Here is a 15,104-nt window from a genome sequence, read left to right as displayed (position 1 = left end):
GCGGGCAGGACGGTTTACGCTTTAATGCGGTCACGTCTGACGTCCACTGAAGAAACCCGCAGCCTGATGGAATAACTTTCCGGCGGTCATCAGCACCGGACGAAGGGCGTCACGACCATAAATCGTGGCATGGGGTATACGGCTCATCAGGTCATAACGCGCAGAGCCCTCGGTCATTCCTTCGGCTAACACTTTGCAGATGATGTGCGAGGGCGTGACGCCGAACCCCGAGTACCCCTGAACATAGAAGACGTTGTTATGCTGACGCAGGGTGCCAATCTGCGGAAAGAGGTTAGCGCTGCAGGCCATCGGTCCACCCCAGACAAAATCTGTTCTGACATCGTGGAGATAGGGAAAAATCTGCAGCAGCAGCGTGCGGTTCCAGGCGGCAAAATCACGGGGAGTATATTCAACAAAACGCGTGGCGCTGCCGAACAGCAGGCGGTTTTCTGCCGTGATACGGTAATAGTTGATGACCGGGCGGATATCGCTAAAGGCACCGCGCATCGGGCTGATGCGTTCAATCAGCGCCTCTGACAGGGGGGCGGTGGCCATCTGATAGGAGTAAGTCACCAGCGTTTTACGGTCCAGCTCAGGCTCAAGCTGGTTGAGAAAACTGTCGCATGCCCACAAAAGTTTGTGAGCACTGACCGTCCCGGTGGCGGTGCGAACCCTGACGCGCGGACCGTAGGCGACCTCCACGGCCGGTGAGTTTTCGTAGATCTGCACGCCAAGCCCGGCGGCGGCAGAGGCCGACCCCAGCAGCATGTTCAGCGCATGGATCTGGCCTCCCCCCATATGCTTCAGTGCGCAGGTGTAACATGAGGAGCCCACCACGTTATGCACGTCAGCCCCGGTAAAGAGTTCAGTCTCAACCTCTGGCGTCACGCGTTTAAACGCCTTTTGCCACAGTCGGAGCGCCTTTTCCTGGCGGGCGTTATAGGCCAGATAGGCATAGCCCGGGATAAAGTCGGCATCAATCTGGTAGCGGGCTATGCGCTCACGGATAATGTCAGCGCCGAGGTTCGCCATGCTGAACAGCGTAGCCATGCCTTCCCGGCCCACGTACTTTTGCACCGCGCCGATGTCATGCCCTATGCCGGGCATGACCTGCCCACCGTTGCGGCCGGATCCCCCGTAGCCGAGATGGCGGGCTTCCAGTACCGCAACACGGGTGATCCCTTTCTCGGCCAGTTCCAGTGCCGTATTTATCCCCGAAAAGCCCCCGCCGATAATCACCACATCAACGTCAAGATCGTCCCTGAGCGGCGCAAAGTGCAGGTCATACTTTTTTGTCGCCGTGTAATAGTTCAGCGCATCGATTCTGATATCCATCCCCGCCCCTGCTGTCCTGCCTGTCGTTTGATGACATCACACCATCAGACAGCAGGCAGGTGTATCGTTCGAAAGGACGACTGGAGGGAAAAGCCCGGCGGATGAGAGGTAAAAAAAACCGCCGGATCAGCGGCGGTTTTTTTATAAGGTGATCAGTGATAGCTGATGGTCGTACCATACAGGCTGGCACCGCCTGACACACGGGCCAGGGCTATCGGTCTGGACGCCGTTGCGGCAGGGGTTCCCGAGAGCTGGACGTCCAGCGAAACCAGCGTGGTGCTGCCGGTAACATAGCTGGTGGCCACTGACGGTTGAACCGTATTCGTATGCCCTTCGGGAAGTGCTGCCAGGCTGGCACCCGACAGGGTGCCCAGGATGACGGCAACAAGGGCGGTGTGGATCACATTCATTGCTCCCCCCTGATGCAGATGTTTGTCATCGCTATTACTGGTAAATCACTGCGGTGCCGTTCAGTTTATTGTCACCCACGGCAGAGGTGATACGGAAAGATTTAGCACCCGCCTGATCGGCTTTGGCAGACAGTTTGGATTCCAGTGCAGAAAGGTTCGAAGCCCCGCTAACTGAAATCACCCCTACCTGCTGCTGTTGCGCAGGCTCTGCGCTGACCAGGTCAGCCGCAAAACCGGCGAAAGAAACAGAAGTCAGAGCGATAGCGGCCAGGGTCATTTTGATGGTTTTCATGATGTTTACTCTCAGTTGAATTCGGTGGTTTAATGTTGCCGTCGTTATTAATTAACGATCGATAGGTAAATGTTAATCCTGTTATTGATTCGCGTCAACAATGATTTATTAATGATCGATAATTTATTAATTAACACCTTGAATTTGTTTCAAATAAAGTTATATTTTTTTCTTCACAGCCCAGGTTAACAACGCCTCAAATCGCCGCTCGACAGCGCGGGTTATTGTTTTTATACTGATTGATAACTTAATAACCGGGCGGGATTGCGTAAGTGAGGAAAGATGAATACTGAGCAGGACGCAGGTACACGTAAAGGCCGGGGCCGGCCTAAAACTTTTGACCGGGATGCCGCGCTGGATAAAGCGCTGGAGCTGTTCTGGCGTCATGGCTATGAAGGCACTTCGCTGTCAGATCTGGTGGAAGCGACCGGGGCCAAAGCACCGACGCTATACGCAGAATTTACCAATAAAGAAGGGATGTTCCGCGCGGCTGTCGATCGCTACACCGAAAAATTCGCCAGCCGAAGTGAAGCCGCACTGGCGTGCCCGGAAACCGGCGTCGCGGGCGGAATAGAGAAGTACTTCCGCTCAACCGCCGCCTGTTTCACCGACGGAAAAAAACCGGGGGGGTGCTTCTTTATCTGTACTTCCAGCACGCTGTCCGCCGACTCTGCGGAAGTCGCCGAAATGCTGCGTAATCGTCACAGCAATCAGGAACAGCATCTGCTGACGTTTCTGCAGACCCGGCAGGCCGCCGGGGAACTTGACGCCCGTACTGACGTTGCAGGCCTGGCGGCCTATCTCTGCTGCCTGCTGCAGGGCATGTCCGTGCGCGCCCGGGAAGGGGCCACACATGCCGAACTGGATGCGTTGATTGATACGCTGATGTTGCAGTGGCCGGTGCTCAGCAAGCTGGGCATCTGAACAGCGGAAGGAATATTCGCGGGCAACGCTGACTGACGAACACCGGCCCGCCCGTCAGGCGCTGGGGTGCCAGGATCTGCCAGCAATGCGTCATACGCGGAGGTAAAAAAGGCCGGTTTCCCGGCCTGCGATGGTCAGTTATTGACCGGGATCACCGCGCCTTTGTATTTGGTGCGGATCCAGTCCTGAATCGCTTTGGAATGCAGCACCGTAACCAGCGCTTTCACATCCGGTTTGTTTTCGTCTCCCCGGTGAACGGTGATAATATTGGCATACGGATTATTCTCACCGCTCTCGACGGCAATCGGACCTTTTACCGGGTCAAGACCTGCATCAATCGCATAGTTCGCGTTGATCACCACGGCATCACCTTCATCATTGTTATACATCTGCGGCAGCAGTGCGCCTTCAACGTTGGCAAGGAATTTCAGATGCTTCGGGTTCTCAACGATGTCGCTGATACGTGCATCCACTTTGCTGACGCCCGGCTTCAGTGTGATCACGCCCTCTTTTTCAAAGATAGACAAAATACGCCCCTCTTCAGCCACCGCGTCACGCATGATCACCTTGCCATTCTGCGGCAGGTCTTTCAGGGATTTATACTTCTTCGAATAAATACCAATCGGCTCAATATGGATCGCCCCTGCACTGACGAAATCGTAAGTTTTATCCCCGGCGTGATCTTTCAGCACGCTGTTAAGGTAAGGAATATGCTGGAAATAGTTGGCATCGATATCCCGACTGGCCAGCGCAGTATTGGGCAGGATATAGTCCTGGAACGGTTTGATTTCCAGATCGATACCCTGCTTCGCCAGGATGGGCTTCGCCTGTTCCAGAATTTCAGCGTGCGGGACGTTGGACGCGCCCACCGTTAGCGTATCCGCCCATGCGCTCAGACTCAGCGCACCCAGAGTAGCCGCAGCCAGCAGCGTCAGTGTTTTTTTCATTTTATTTTCCTAAGAATTAACGTTTGTCGAGCCGTGTCGTGAGCACATCACCTAAGAACTGGATGATAAAAACAATCACCAGAATCATTACCGTCGCCACCAGCGTTACATCCCCGTGGTTACGTTGAAAACCTTCCAGATACGCCAGATTGCCGAGCCCGCCGGCACCGATCACGCCAGCCATCGCGCTGTAGCTGACCAGTGCTATCAGCGTCACTGTGATCCCCGATACCAGCGCCGGAGAGGATTCCGGCAGCAGCACGCGAAAAATCAGGGTGCTGAGGCGGGCCCCCATGGAGCGGGACGCTTCGATGACCCCTTTATCCACTTCGCGCAGGCCAATTTCCACCAGCCGGGCGTAGAACGGCGCGGCCCCGACGATCAGTGCAGGCAGGGCCGCATCCGCCCCGAGAATGGTGCCGATCAGCGTTTTGGTGAACGGGATCAGCAGTACGATTAAAATGATGAACGGAATGGAGCGAAACACGTTTACCAGCACGGAAATCACCGCGTAAATGGCCCGGTTCTGGAACAACCCGCCGCGGGCGGTCAGGAACAGTGCCAGTCCGAGCACGATGCCCAGCACGAAGGTCGCCACGCCCGACAGCGCGGTCATATACAGCGTTTCACCGGTGGCAGCCCAGAGCTGATCCAGTTTCAGGTGCGGGAACAGGTTCTCAAGCATGGCTGACGACCTCGGTGGTAACAGAATGAGCATGTAAATCTTGCAGAATACCGTCCAGCTGGGCCGGCGAAGCCGGAACCTGCAGCCACAGCTCACCAAAGGCCCCCTGAGGGGTCTGATTCATTTTTCCATGCAGGATATTGAACGGTAAAGCGTACTTCAGCGTGAGCTCACCGACGACCGGCTGTCGGGTGCTTTTACCGATAAAGGTCAGCTTCAGCACCACCCCGTCATCCGCGTCGATCAGCGCCAGATTAAACGGCGTCTCTGCGTGACTGTATTCAGTGGTTTGTTTGACAAACGTACGGGTGATCGCCTGCTGTGGATGGGTGAATACCGACAGCACGTCGCCCTCTTCCACGATTTTACCGTCCTCCATGACCGCCACGTGATGGCAGATTTTACGCACCACGTGCATTTCATGAGTGATCAGCACAATCGTCAACCCGAGCTGGCGATTAATATCCAGCAGAAGGTCAAGGATGGCATCGGTAGTCTGTGGGTCGAGCGCTGACGTGGCTTCATCGCAGAGCAGCACATCCGGACTGTTGGCCAGGGCACGCGCAATGCCGACACGCTGTTTCTGCCCACCGCTCAGTTGGGCCGGATAAACCTGCTCCTTTCCGGTCAGCCCCACCAGCGCGATTAAATCCTGTACCCGACGCTGGATTTCCGCTTTCGGGGCGCCGGCAATCTGCAGAGAAAAAGCGATATTCTCACTGACGGTGCGCGACCACAGCAGGTTGAAATGCTGGAATACCATACTGATTTTCAGACGCGCCTGACGCAGGGCTTCTCCGCTGGCCTGGGCAATGTCCTGCCCGGCAACCACCACGCTGCCGGAGGTGGGTTTTTCCAGCCCGTTAAGCAGGCGGATCAGCGTACTCTTTCCCGCCCCGCTGTAACCGATAATGCCGTAAATCTGCCCCTGCTCCACCCGCAGACTGACGTTATCAACGGCGGTCACCGGGCCTGATTTGGCGTTAAAAATTTTAGAAACGTTGCGCAAAACTATCATCTGATGCCTGTTTTCTGCCGGTTTATCAGCCAACGCCGCTGATTAATTAAACTGATTATTTTTCATAGATTATTGGTAGCACTAATTGCCAAACGATAGTAATCAGACCGGGAATTATTGGAAACGACTGAAACGCGATGGTTTATAACCAAATGGAATATCGCGTATTTTCCGACAGCAGCGTCTACAGTTAAGCTATCGAAATTGCTTTCTATAAGCCCCTGCCATCATGCGTATTTTGTACAACGTACACCTTCGTTCCCGTCTGCGTCTGCTGATGTCGGTGTTCGCCGGCATGGTCTGCTTTTTTGCCCTGCCCGAACAGCTGGGTTTGCTGCAGCGGATGCTGATCGGCTGGAACGTGCTGGCCATGCTGTATCTGTTTTTCCTGTGGTTTCTGATGTTGCGCACGGTGCCGAAAGATATCCCTCACCTTGCCCGCTCCCAGGACGAGAGCGCTTCGCTGGTACTGAGCATGGTCTCCCTCGGCTGCCTGGTCAGCGTTATGGCCATTCTGCTGGAGCTTGGCACGCTGAAGCATCTGAGCGGAACCCCGCGTACACTGCATATGCTGCTCACCGCCAGCACGCTGATGGTGTCATGGGCGCTGCTGCCCACCTCGTTTGCCATGCATTATGCGCACCACCACTATCTGCACCGGACCCGGGAGGTGACGCCGATGATGTTCCCGGATAAACCCGACGCGCCCGGTTACTGGGATTTTCTCTATTTTTCTTTCACCGTCGCCGTGGCGGCACAAACGGCCGATGTGGCGACCGGCACCACCGATATGCGTCAGATTGTTCTGCTGCAGTCGGTGATTTCCTTTGTGTTTAATCTGGCGATTCTGGGGCTGTCGGTTAACGTTGGGGCGGGATTATTGAGTGGGTGAGAAGGCATGTCGACGAGTGATATTACTGAGCCTGCCCCGGAGGCAGGCTCAGTTGCCTTAAAGCACGCTGGCCAGAAATTCACGCAGGCGCGGGTGCTGAGGATTGTCCAGCAGCGTGCGGGCATCACCGCTCTCTACCACCTGCCCGTTATCCATAAATACGATGTTGTCGGCCACCTCGCGGGCAAAGCCAATTTCATGCGTCACCACCACCATGGTGATGCCCGAATGCGCCAGCTGTTTCATCACCTGGAGTACCTCTCCCACCAGTTCTGGATCCAGCGCGGAGGTCGGTTCATCAAACAGCATCACTTCCGGCTCCATCGCCAGCGCGCGGGCTATCGCCACACGCTGCTGCTGACCGCCCGATAACTCACGCGGCCAGGCCTGCGCACGATGCGCCAGCCCGACCTGCTCCAGGAGTTTCAGCGCACGCGCCTCCACGACCGCGCGTTTTTCCCGGCGAATACGCAGCGGAGCATCGGTGATATTTTGCAGCACCGTCCGGTGTGGAAACAGGTTGAACTGCTGGAAGACCATGCCAATCCGCTGGCGCTGTTCGGCGACGCTCTTTTCCGGTAGCTCGACCAGATGCTGCCCTTTACGCCGGTAGCCCACCAGCGACTTGCCGACGTGAATGGTTCCGGCATCCAGTTTTTCCAGATGGTTAATGCAGCGCAGCAGCGTGGATTTTCCCGATCCGGAAGGACCGAGGATCACCGTCACAGACCCGGCGGCAATATCCATATTGATATCCTGCAACACCGTGCGGCCAGAGAACTGCTTGTGAATACCGCGCAGGCTGATCGCCTCACTCATGACTGATGCTCCTGTTGTTCAACTGCCCGGCGGAACCAGCGTTTTTTTACCGGCGTATTGCCACGGCTGAACCACACTTCCACATAGTGCTGACCCACTGACAGTACGGAAGTCATCAGCAAATACCAGGCCGTGGCCACCAGCAGCAGCGGGATCACCTCATAGGTGCGCTGATAAATAATCTGTGCGGAATAAAGCACATCCTGCAGGGCGATCACCGAGACAACGGCGGTGGTTTTCAACTGACCGATCACCTCATTCCCGGCGGGCGGCAAGATGGTACGCATTGCCTGTGGCAGCACAGTCTGGCGGAAAATCTGGCCCGGACGATAGCCCAGCGCTTTAGCCGCTTCCAGCTGCCCCGGATTAACACTCTGGATCCCGGCGCGGATGATTTCGGCTGCATACGCCGACTGGTGCATGACCAGCGCAATCACCGCCGCACTGAACGGGCTGATGATTTCATTAGTGCTGGCGCTCCAGATTTCCCCCAGATACGGCAGGGAAAACGATAGCTTAGGATACAGCGCCGCAATGTTGTACCAGAGGAACAGCTGCACCAGCATCGGCACCGCACGGAAGAACCAGGTATAAGCCCAGCTTACCCCCACCAGCACCGGGTTGGCGGACAGGCGCATCAACGCCAGCAGCGTTCCACCGGCAAAGCCCAGCAGAACGGAGATGGCCGTCAATTTAAGGGTCATGATCACGCCATTCAGGATCGAGGCTTCCGTCAGGTTCTGCGCCACCACATCCCACTCGAAGCGCGGATTGCTGACTACAGACGATCCCATCAGTACCACCAGCAGCAGCACAATCAGGGCGCTGAACCAGCGCCCGTAGTGACGGTGTCCGACGATACGCAGCCCGGCGCTGGGGTCGTCAGGTCTGACACTCATTTCGTGATCTCTTCATTCAGACCGGCGGTTTTCACCGCACCAAAGCCGATCTCCCACTTGTCGAGGATCTGCTGGTACGTTCCGTCTTTAATCAGCGAGTTCAGGGCAGCCTGTACCGGTTTTTCCAGCGGCGACCCTTTCGGCAGCGCAAGTGAAACAATGGTATCTTCAATGGTGATTTCGCCAGCCAGCGTCAGCGCTTTGACCTGGCTGGCCTGATAGCGCAGGCCTTCATACGGGCCAAAGAACATTGGTACGCGACCGCTCATGACGGCCTGAACTCCCGCCGGACGATCCGGAAACACCGGGATAGTAATGGCCGGTTTTTTCGCCGCGACACAGGCATCGCTGGCCGTTTGCAGACGGGTGATCTGCGAGGTGCCCGCCCCGGCCCCTACCGTTTTTCCGCAGAGTTCATCAAAAGTGTTATACGGCCCCAGCCCGGCATCCTTTCGGGCAATCAGCGCCAGCTTTGACGCATTGTAATAGCCGACAAAATCCACCTGCTGCAGGCGTTTCTTATTGGCATCGATATTCGACGCGGCCAGATCGTACCGGCCGGATTTCAGGCCAGGAATGATGTTGTCAAAGCCACCGGTATCCCGCCAGTGCACCGCAATACCCAGACGGTCGGCTACGGCGCTGACGATATCAATTTCACGTCCGGCCAGGGTCTTGTTATCCGCCTGATAGAAGGTGGTCGGCGGCGTGTTGGGGTTAGTTCCCGCCACGATATAGCCTTTTTTCAGGATCTCAGCGGGCAGCGTGGCGTGCAGCGTCGCATCCTCTTTGGCTTTAACGCTGCTGGTAAACGCCACGTCCCGATCGGCCGCCAGGGCTGACGACAGCGGTACCAGAGCCAGAAGAACGGCGGTCAGGGCAGAGAATTTCATCGTTTATTCCTTATCAGTCGCCAGTGCAGGGACGGCGGCAAAATTTTCATCAAACGGCGGCAGGCCAAGGTTTTCACGCAGGGTTGAGTACTGGTATTCAGTACGGAACAGGCCGCGACGCTGTAACTCAGGCACCACCAGCTCAACAAACAGTTCCAGCTGATTAGGCAGGACGGCAGGCATGATATTGAAACCATCGGCCCCGTCCTGCTCCAGCCACTGCTGGAAGTCATCGGCAATCTCTTCGGCCGTGCCGACGACCACGCGATGCCCACGAGAACCGGCGGCTACGGCGGCCAGCTGGCGCAGGGTCAGATTCTCGCGAGCTGCCAGTTCGGTCAGCAGCTTGACGCGGCTCTGCCCGCCTTCGGTACCACCAATATCCGGTACCGGGCCATCCAGAGGATACGCGGTCATGTCTACACCAAAGCGCGCTGACAGCTGCTCAATGCCGTTGTCGAGGTCCACCAGCTCGTTCAGCTGGTTCCAGGTTTCCTGTGCCTCTGCGCGGCTGCGCCCCACGATCGGCATCACTCCCGGTAGGATCAGCAGATGGTCGGGATGACGCCCGGCTTCACGGACAAACTGTTTCTGGCTGCGGTAAAATGCCTGCCCTTCTTCCAGCGACGCCGCCGCGGTAAACACCACCTCTGCCGTTTCTGCCGCCAGCTTCTGGCCCGCCGGAGAAGAACCAGCTTCAATAATCACCGGACGCCCCTGCGGGGAGCGGGCAATATTGAGCGGGCCCTGGACCTGGAAGTATTTTCCTTTGTGGTTCGCGGCGTGGATTTTCGCTTCGTCAGAGTACCGGCCCGTCTCTTTTTCACGCACGATGGCTCCCTCTTCCCAGCCATTCCACAGCTTGAAGGTGACATCAAGGAATTCTCTCGCCACGTCATAACGCTCCGCATGTGACGGCAGATCTTCACGACTGAAGTTACGCGCAGCATCGGCAGAGAATGAGGTCACCACATTCCACGCGCCGCGGCCGCGACTGATGTGATCGACGGACGATAGCGCGCGCGCCAGATGGAACGGCTGGTCAAAGGTGGTCGATACCGTCGCGGCCAGACCGATGTGCTGCGTCTGTACGGCCAGCGCCGACAGCAGCGTCAGCGGCTCCAGACGGGACATGGTGGAGGGCAAACGGTGCACGCTGGTGGCCAGCGCATCACCGACGAAGAACATGTCGAACTTCCCCTCCTCGCCTTTTTTGGCGATCCAGGTAAACCAGTCAACGTCGGTTGGCGACCCCTTGGCACCTTCCGCGCGCCAGCCGCCGACATGGTGGCCCAGCGCCTGAACAAACAGACCGAGGCGCAGCTGACGTGACGACGTTTTTTGCACAGACATAAGAGATCCTTTTCGTTATTGGCTAATCAGAAAAATAAGACGGTGCAGTGCGGCTGCGTCGGGCAGACGGGCCTCCGTGAGGAGGGTTTGCGCCTGCGCAGCCGGCAGTGCCGCAAGGCTGCGTTGTAATTTGGCCTGCACATCGGTGAAAGCGGCCGCGGTTTCGCGGCGGGTAACACAGTGGCTCAGGGTTCGGCCATCACTCAGCCACAGCGTGACACAGTGAAAACGGCGATCAGGATCGAGTTCGTCGGCCGGTGCGGTGGGATCCGGCCGGCGGGTGACACGTGACGCCAGCGCCGCAATAGCGGGCTTCACCGGGGCTTCACTGTAATTGTCCAGCGCCACGCCCCCATTGATCAGTGCATCAGCAATGACGTACTCCAGGCTGAAGCGCGCTTCCACTCCATTCTGCGGGGTGACAATATTTGCAGCGGTATCCGCACCCGGCGGGAAACTGACCTCTATGCGTTCGATCACATTCGGGGTTATTTCTTCCCCGGCGGCCAGCAGCTGTTCACGCAGCACGAATGCCGCTTCTGCCGCGCTGTGCGTGCCGCCGCAGGTTGGATAGCGTTTAAACTCCAGGCCGGGCTCCTCAATGCGCCACGGCTGACCCCAGCCGCTCAGCAGCGCCTGCGGCTGAGCGGCGCCAAAGCCCAGCGTCTGCAGAAAGCTGTCCAGTACACCGCTGCGCTGACCACCAAACCCTGCCTGTGCCAGCTGTACGCTGCTGACCGCACTGCGTGCCGCCAGGCCCGCGTGCAGTGGCTTTGCCGCTGAACCAAACTGGCTGCGCAGCCCGGAGGCCTGGGTCGCCGCCAGCCCGAGGGCTACCTGGGTTTCCGCCGTGCTGAGAGCCAGCAGACGACAGGCAGCGCCCGCCGCCGCAACGGTGCCCAGCGTGGCGGTGCTGTGGAAACCGGCAGAATAATGGCGGGTGCCGATGGCTTTCCCCAGCCGGCCTGCCAGCTCGACGCCCACGATGTAAGCATCTAGAAACTGTTCCGGCGTGACTGAGCTCCGATCTTTACTTAACGCCAGCAGTGCGGAGAGCACCACGGTCGTCGGATGACCGCGAAAATCGGTATGATAATCATCAAAATCGAGCGAATGGCTCATATACCCAAGCTGTAAGGCGAGGTTTTCCAGAGAGTGTTCGGCCGGATAAACGCGAAACACCGCATCCAGACCGCTATCGATGACACTGCCGTGCAGCACAGGAAACAGACAGGCGAAATAATCCGTTACGCCGTCACGGGCATAACGCCGCTGTTGCTCGCCGGGATGATGGCTTAAAATATGTTGAGCCAGCTGGGCGGTAAGTGAAATGTTCAAAAGACACCTTTTTTAATAAGGTATTGACAGAAATCAATACGTTATAAATTACCGCCATTTTCTTCCCTAAGAACGCCGACAGCCAATAACCAACGGTTATAGTACATACCGAAATAAACTAAGAAAAAAGGTAGACGCCGATCTCTTTTATCAGCCTGCCGTACCGGACAGACAGGAAGTATGGACGGAGGGTGAAGATGAAAAACGCATTGACCTCGCACCGTAACGCGCTAAGGTTAATCTCACATTCTTAGTCAAACAGCAGACCTACCCCTGAAGGAGTGACAAATGTCGACAGAATACGCAACCCTCGCCGGAGGCTGCTTCTGGTGTACTGAAGCCGTGTTCAAACAGATCAACGGCGTGCAGTCACTGGAAAGTGGTTATATTGGCGGCCATACGGAAAACCCGACCTATAAGCAGGTGTGCAACGGGGATACCGGGCACGCGGAAGCGATCCGCATCGGCTTTGATCCTGACGTTATCAGCTACGGCGATCTGCTGGATATCAGTTTCGCCACGCACGATCCCACTCAGCTTAACCGCCAGGGGAATGATATTGGCACGCAGTACCGTTCTGCTATTTTCCCTGCCAGCCCTGAGCAGGAGGCTGAAGCACAGGCGGCTATTGCACGTGCTCAGGCTGAACATACCGATCCGGTGGTAACCACCATCGAAGCCGATGGCACCTGGTATCCGGCTGAAGATTATCACCAGGACTACTGGGCCGGAGAAGGACAGGAAAACCGTTACTGCCTGGCCGTAATCCCCCCCAAGCTGCAGAAACTGCGTAAGCGCTTTGCCGCGAAGACCGTCACGGGCTAGTTATCCTCCCGCGCCAGCTGTCTCCGGCTGGCGCGGCGTACCGAATAGAGCGCCACCGCCCCTCCCACGCACGAGAGCAACACCAGCAGCCACATCACCCACTGATAACCGTAAACCGCTCCACCGGACTGATACATACGGGTTGCCACCGCCAGCCCCAGTGCGCCCCCGAGGTTGTGCAGCGTCCAGGCTATTCCTATACCCTGCCCGTGCTGAGACTGCGGCAAGGCATCCAACGCCGCCGTCACCGAAGGCCCGAGGATCGCCCCCCATCCTGCCCCCATCATGACCCCGGCCAGCGCGATCCGACTGAGCGAGAGCGTGCTGCCGGACGCGCTCTGTAACAGCGCGGAGCAGGCCAGCAGAAAAAATCCGGCCGTCATCACCCTCCACGGCCCGTACCTGTCACCCAGCCTGCCCGAAAGAGGTGAAATCAGCGCCATCACCAGCGTCACCGGCAGCAGCATCAGTCCCAGCTGCGCATCGCTGAGACCGAAGCGTTCAACCAGACGAAACGGTATCATCATAAAAGCGACACAGTAAAAGATGGCCAGAAGAACCGATAAGGCACAGGCGCGGCAAAAGGCACCAGAACCCAAAACGCTGAAATCAATCAGCGGTTGTACCGTCCGCCGCTCTACGCGCACGAAAACCAGCAGGAACAGGATGGCCGTCCCCAGCGTTGCCAGTGAAACGAAAGCCGACCAGCCCCAGCGCGTTACATAACCCGACCAGACCAGCAGCGGCACCAGACCAGCCACCATCAGCAGCCAGCCGCGATAATCCACGCGCGGGCGGGGTGATGGGGGCGCTGAAGGTATCAGCCCCAGACAGAGCGTAAAACTGAGCAGGATCAGCGGCACGTTGATCAGGAAAATAGATCGCCAGCCGGACACGCTCATCAGCCATCCTCCGGCTACCGGACCAACCGCCAGCCCCAGTCCATTAGCCGCAAAGAGCAGGCCAAGCGCCCTCCCCCGCCGTTCCCGGGGAACGGCTTCAACCAGTATGGCGGCGGTCACAGTGTACAGTACGGCACACCCTGCGCCCTGCAGTAGACGGAAGAGGTTCAGCATCATCAGCCCCGATGACAGCCCGGCACCCAGCGAGGCCAGGCCAAATACCAGCATGCCGGCATACAGCATCTGACGCTGTCCGAAGCGTTCCGCCAGCCGTGCTGTGAGCACCATGCAGCAGCAAAGTGCCATAACAAATAGCGTCATCGCCCACTGCACGCTGCCGGGGCCCACCGTAAACTGCCTTTGTAAGGCCGGCAGTGCGGTGTTCACGATGGTGAAGTCAATACACCCTAAAAAGCTGGCCAGACAAATGCCGGCCTGCAGTCGGTATAGCGATGACGGGTTTGTCATGTTGCAGGGCTCCTTAAATCGGGATGGCTCCAGCCTGACACGAATTTCTGTCTTCTTTTACGCGATAATTTCGTCATACTGGCGAATCGACATCGTCATTCAGGGGCTGAGATGATCAACAGTGACAGACTCCACAGCATTCGTGCTTTTGTACAGGCGGCCCGGGCGGGCGGATTCAGCCGGGCGGCGGAGCAGCTTGGCCAGTCCCGTTCCACGGTTGGGAAAGCCGTTGCGCGTCTCGAAGCCCGTCTGCAGGTAAAACTGTTTCAGCGCACCACACGTTCGCTGTCTCTGACCAGCGAAGGCCGGCGCTTTTACGAAGACTGCCTGCACATCCTCGCCAGCCTGGATGCCGCAGAAAACCGGCTGGCCCAGCATGCCCGTGAGCCCGCGGGTCGTTTGCGGATCAGCGCCCCTCCCCTCTTCGGTGAAAAATGGGTGCTGCCCGTACTGCTGCCGCTCACTCAACAGTGGGATGCGCTGGCGCTCGACATGCAGTTCTCCACGCAGCGCACCGACCTGGCGGCTGAGGGGGTGGATCTGGCCGTTCGTATTGGCGACCCGGGCCAGCATGCCGATCTGACAGCAAGACAGCTGGGCGAGCAGCAGCTCCTGCTCTGTGCCTGTCCTGCCCTGCTGGCCGATCGGCCTTCGCCAGCAGACATCAGCGACCTGGCGGGTTTCCCCCATCTGACGCTGCTGGAACAGGGGCGTACGCAGCCGTGGCTGCTGAAGACAGCGGTGCATACGCTGACTCACTGGCAGCCCGACGACCGGCGGCGTTTCAGCACCATGAGCGCCGTGTATGCCGCCGCTCTTGCAGGGTATGGTATTGCCCAACTGCCCCGCTGGCTGGTCAGTGAAGATCTTCGCACCGGTCACCTGGTCGAGCTGTTGCCGGGATCGCGCGGTCCGGGTCTGCCCGTCTATGTCGTATGGCTGAAAACCCCGGCGATGCCCCGACGGCTTCGCTGCGCTATTGATACCCTGCTTGCTGCCTTTCCCCGCTAAATGAGCCGGGGGATAATGCTATCCGCTTCCCCCCTCCCCTACCGGTAAACCCTACCGATGTCTTTATCCCACACTCACCTCATAATCCTGGGA

Annotated in this window: 16 protein-coding genes; 4 read left to right on the top strand and 12 right to left on the bottom strand. The window is 57.7% G+C overall.

Annotated features, from left to right (window positions below; genetic code table 11):
• Nucleotides 1–30: 30 nt before the first annotated feature.
• The 3 genes from ACZ3HG_RS19045 to bhsA all read right to left on the bottom strand — a co-directional run bounded on the left by ACZ3HG_RS19045 (nt 31) and on the right by bhsA (nt 2,037).
• Complete coding sequence (locus tag ACZ3HG_RS19045) at nt 31–1,335, bottom strand: NAD(P)/FAD-dependent oxidoreductase (protein ID WP_191935426.1); 1,305 nt, start codon at nt 1,333–1,335, stop codon at nt 31–33.
• Nucleotides 1,336–1,487: 152 nt separating this feature from the next.
• Nucleotides 1,488–1,745, bottom strand: a complete 258-nt coding sequence (locus ACZ3HG_RS19040; protein WP_191935427.1) for a hypothetical protein — start codon at nt 1,743–1,745, stop codon at nt 1,488–1,490.
• A 34-nt stretch (nt 1,746–1,779) separates the two neighbouring features.
• Complete coding sequence (gene bhsA / locus ACZ3HG_RS19035; protein ID WP_062748813.1) at nt 1,780–2,037, bottom strand: multiple stress resistance protein BhsA; 258 nt, start codon at nt 2,035–2,037, stop codon at nt 1,780–1,782.
• Between the two features lie 282 nt (nt 2,038–2,319).
• Between bhsA and ACZ3HG_RS19030 the strand changes: the two genes are divergently transcribed.
• Complete coding sequence (locus ACZ3HG_RS19030) at nt 2,320–2,961, top strand: TetR/AcrR family transcriptional regulator (RefSeq protein ID WP_191935428.1); 642 nt, start codon at nt 2,320–2,322, stop codon at nt 2,959–2,961.
• A 134-nt stretch (nt 2,962–3,095) separates the two neighbouring features.
• On the opposite strand, the gene ACZ3HG_RS19025 is transcribed toward ACZ3HG_RS19030, so the two are convergent.
• Genes ACZ3HG_RS19025 through ACZ3HG_RS19015 form a run of 3 tightly spaced genes read right to left on the bottom strand, consistent with a single transcriptional unit; the run spans nt 3,096 to nt 5,611 of the window.
• Complete coding sequence (locus ACZ3HG_RS19025) at nt 3,096–3,908, bottom strand: MetQ/NlpA family ABC transporter substrate-binding protein (protein ID WP_062748809.1); 813 nt, start codon at nt 3,906–3,908, stop codon at nt 3,096–3,098.
• A 16-nt stretch (nt 3,909–3,924) separates the two neighbouring features.
• Entirely contained in the window at nt 3,925–4,593 is a 669-nt protein-coding gene (locus ACZ3HG_RS19020) for a methionine ABC transporter permease (protein ID WP_191935429.1), read from the bottom strand.
• Nucleotides 4,586–5,611: a methionine ABC transporter ATP-binding protein gene (locus ACZ3HG_RS19015; RefSeq protein ID WP_191935430.1), complete on the bottom strand. Its 1,026-nt coding sequence runs from the start codon at nt 5,609–5,611 to the stop codon at nt 4,586–4,588. The genes ACZ3HG_RS19020 and ACZ3HG_RS19015 overlap by 8 nt, the downstream gene beginning before the upstream one ends.
• Nucleotides 5,612–5,840: 229 nt before the next feature.
• On the opposite strand from ACZ3HG_RS19015, the gene ACZ3HG_RS19010 reads away from it, so the two are divergent.
• Nucleotides 5,841–6,503 carry a DUF1345 domain-containing protein gene (locus ACZ3HG_RS19010; protein WP_465333867.1) on the top strand — a complete coding sequence of 221 codons (663 nt, stop codon included), beginning with the start codon at nt 5,841–5,843 and terminating at the stop codon, nt 6,501–6,503.
• A gap of 57 nt (nt 6,504–6,560) precedes the next feature.
• Here the strand turns inward: ACZ3HG_RS19010 and ACZ3HG_RS19005 are convergent, their stop codons facing one another.
• The 5 genes from ACZ3HG_RS19005 to ACZ3HG_RS18985 are packed head-to-tail and all read right to left on the bottom strand — an operon-like array spanning nt 6,561 to nt 11,805.
• On the bottom strand, nt 6,561–7,322 hold the full coding sequence (locus ACZ3HG_RS19005) for an amino acid ABC transporter ATP-binding protein (protein ID WP_062748801.1): 762 nt from the start codon (nt 7,320–7,322) through the stop codon (nt 6,561–6,563).
• Nucleotides 7,319–8,221: an amino acid ABC transporter permease gene (locus ACZ3HG_RS19000; RefSeq protein ID WP_191937154.1), complete on the bottom strand. Its 903-nt coding sequence runs from the start codon at nt 8,219–8,221 to the stop codon at nt 7,319–7,321. Before ACZ3HG_RS19000 ends, ACZ3HG_RS19005 begins: the two co-directional genes overlap by 4 nt.
• Entirely contained in the window at nt 8,218–9,114 is an 897-nt protein-coding gene (locus ACZ3HG_RS18995) for an ABC transporter substrate-binding protein (RefSeq protein ID WP_465333864.1), read from the bottom strand. Before ACZ3HG_RS18995 ends, ACZ3HG_RS19000 begins: the two co-directional genes overlap by 4 nt.
• Nucleotides 9,115–9,117: 3 nt before the next feature.
• Nucleotides 9,118–10,467: an LLM class flavin-dependent oxidoreductase gene (locus ACZ3HG_RS18990; RefSeq protein ID WP_465333862.1), complete on the bottom strand. Its 1,350-nt coding sequence runs from the start codon at nt 10,465–10,467 to the stop codon at nt 9,118–9,120.
• 15 nt (nt 10,468–10,482) lie between these two features.
• Nucleotides 10,483–11,805 (bottom strand): MmgE/PrpD family protein, encoded by a 1,323-nt coding sequence (locus ACZ3HG_RS18985; protein ID WP_465333860.1) that lies wholly within the window; start codon nt 11,803–11,805, stop codon nt 10,483–10,485.
• A gap of 288 nt (nt 11,806–12,093) precedes the next feature.
• On the opposite strand from ACZ3HG_RS18985, the gene msrA reads away from it, so the two are divergent.
• Complete coding sequence (gene msrA, locus ACZ3HG_RS18980) at nt 12,094–12,630, top strand: peptide-methionine (S)-S-oxide reductase MsrA (protein WP_191937151.1); 537 nt, start codon at nt 12,094–12,096, stop codon at nt 12,628–12,630.
• Here msrA and ACZ3HG_RS18975 read toward each other — a convergent pair.
• Complete coding sequence (locus ACZ3HG_RS18975) at nt 12,627–14,000, bottom strand: MFS transporter (protein ID WP_465333857.1); 1,374 nt, start codon at nt 13,998–14,000, stop codon at nt 12,627–12,629. The two genes, msrA and ACZ3HG_RS18975, sit on opposite strands and share 4 nt — an antisense overlap.
• Nucleotides 14,001–14,111: 111 nt before the next feature.
• Between ACZ3HG_RS18975 and ACZ3HG_RS18970 the strand changes: the two genes are divergently transcribed.
• Nucleotides 14,112–15,011: a LysR family transcriptional regulator gene (locus tag ACZ3HG_RS18970; protein WP_465333855.1), complete on the top strand. Its 900-nt coding sequence runs from the start codon at nt 14,112–14,114 to the stop codon at nt 15,009–15,011.
• Nucleotides 15,012–15,104: the final 93 nt, after the last annotated feature.

This window comes from Erwinia sp. PME.40.26/001 (assembly GCF_055556675.1).
Note: the sequence above shows the minus strand (reverse complement) of the source record. Positions and strands in the feature narration are given on the sequence as shown.

What these genes read in the sequence shown, in the direction of transcription:
- bhsA (WP_062748813.1), bottom strand. Translation starts at nt 2,037, where the DNA reads ATGAAAACCATCAAAATGACCCTGGCCGCTATCGCTCTGACTTCTGTT.
- ACZ3HG_RS18975 (WP_465333857.1), bottom strand. Translation starts at nt 14,000, where the DNA reads ATGACAAACCCGTCATCGCTATACCGACTGCAGGCCGGCATTTGTCTG.
- ACZ3HG_RS19010 (WP_465333867.1), top strand. Translation starts at nt 5,841, where the DNA reads ATGCGTATTTTGTACAACGTACACCTTCGTTCCCGTCTGCGTCTGCTG.
- ACZ3HG_RS19005 (WP_062748801.1), bottom strand. Translation starts at nt 7,322, where the DNA reads ATGAGTGAGGCGATCAGCCTGCGCGGTATTCACAAGCAGTTCTCTGGC.
- ACZ3HG_RS18970 (WP_465333855.1), top strand. Translation starts at nt 14,112, where the DNA reads ATGATCAACAGTGACAGACTCCACAGCATTCGTGCTTTTGTACAGGCG.
- ACZ3HG_RS19015 (WP_191935430.1), bottom strand. Translation starts at nt 5,611, where the DNA reads ATGATAGTTTTGCGCAACGTTTCTAAAATTTTTAACGCCAAATCAGGC.
- ACZ3HG_RS19045 (WP_191935426.1), bottom strand. Translation starts at nt 1,335, where the DNA reads ATGGATATCAGAATCGATGCGCTGAACTATTACACGGCGACAAAAAAG.
- ACZ3HG_RS18990 (WP_465333862.1), bottom strand. Translation starts at nt 10,467, where the DNA reads ATGTCTGTGCAAAAAACGTCGTCACGTCAGCTGCGCCTCGGTCTGTTT.
- ACZ3HG_RS18995 (WP_465333864.1), bottom strand. Translation starts at nt 9,114, where the DNA reads ATGAAATTCTCTGCCCTGACCGCCGTTCTTCTGGCTCTGGTACCGCTG.
- ACZ3HG_RS19020 (WP_191935429.1), bottom strand. Translation starts at nt 4,593, where the DNA reads ATGCTTGAGAACCTGTTCCCGCACCTGAAACTGGATCAGCTCTGGGCT.
- ACZ3HG_RS19025 (WP_062748809.1), bottom strand. Translation starts at nt 3,908, where the DNA reads ATGAAAAAAACACTGACGCTGCTGGCTGCGGCTACTCTGGGTGCGCTG.
- ACZ3HG_RS19000 (WP_191937154.1), bottom strand. Translation starts at nt 8,221, where the DNA reads ATGAGTGTCAGACCTGACGACCCCAGCGCCGGGCTGCGTATCGTCGGA.
- ACZ3HG_RS19040 (WP_191935427.1), bottom strand. Translation starts at nt 1,745, where the DNA reads ATGAATGTGATCCACACCGCCCTTGTTGCCGTCATCCTGGGCACCCTG.
- ACZ3HG_RS19030 (WP_191935428.1), top strand. Translation starts at nt 2,320, where the DNA reads ATGAATACTGAGCAGGACGCAGGTACACGTAAAGGCCGGGGCCGGCCT.
- msrA (WP_191937151.1), top strand. Translation starts at nt 12,094, where the DNA reads ATGTCGACAGAATACGCAACCCTCGCCGGAGGCTGCTTCTGGTGTACT.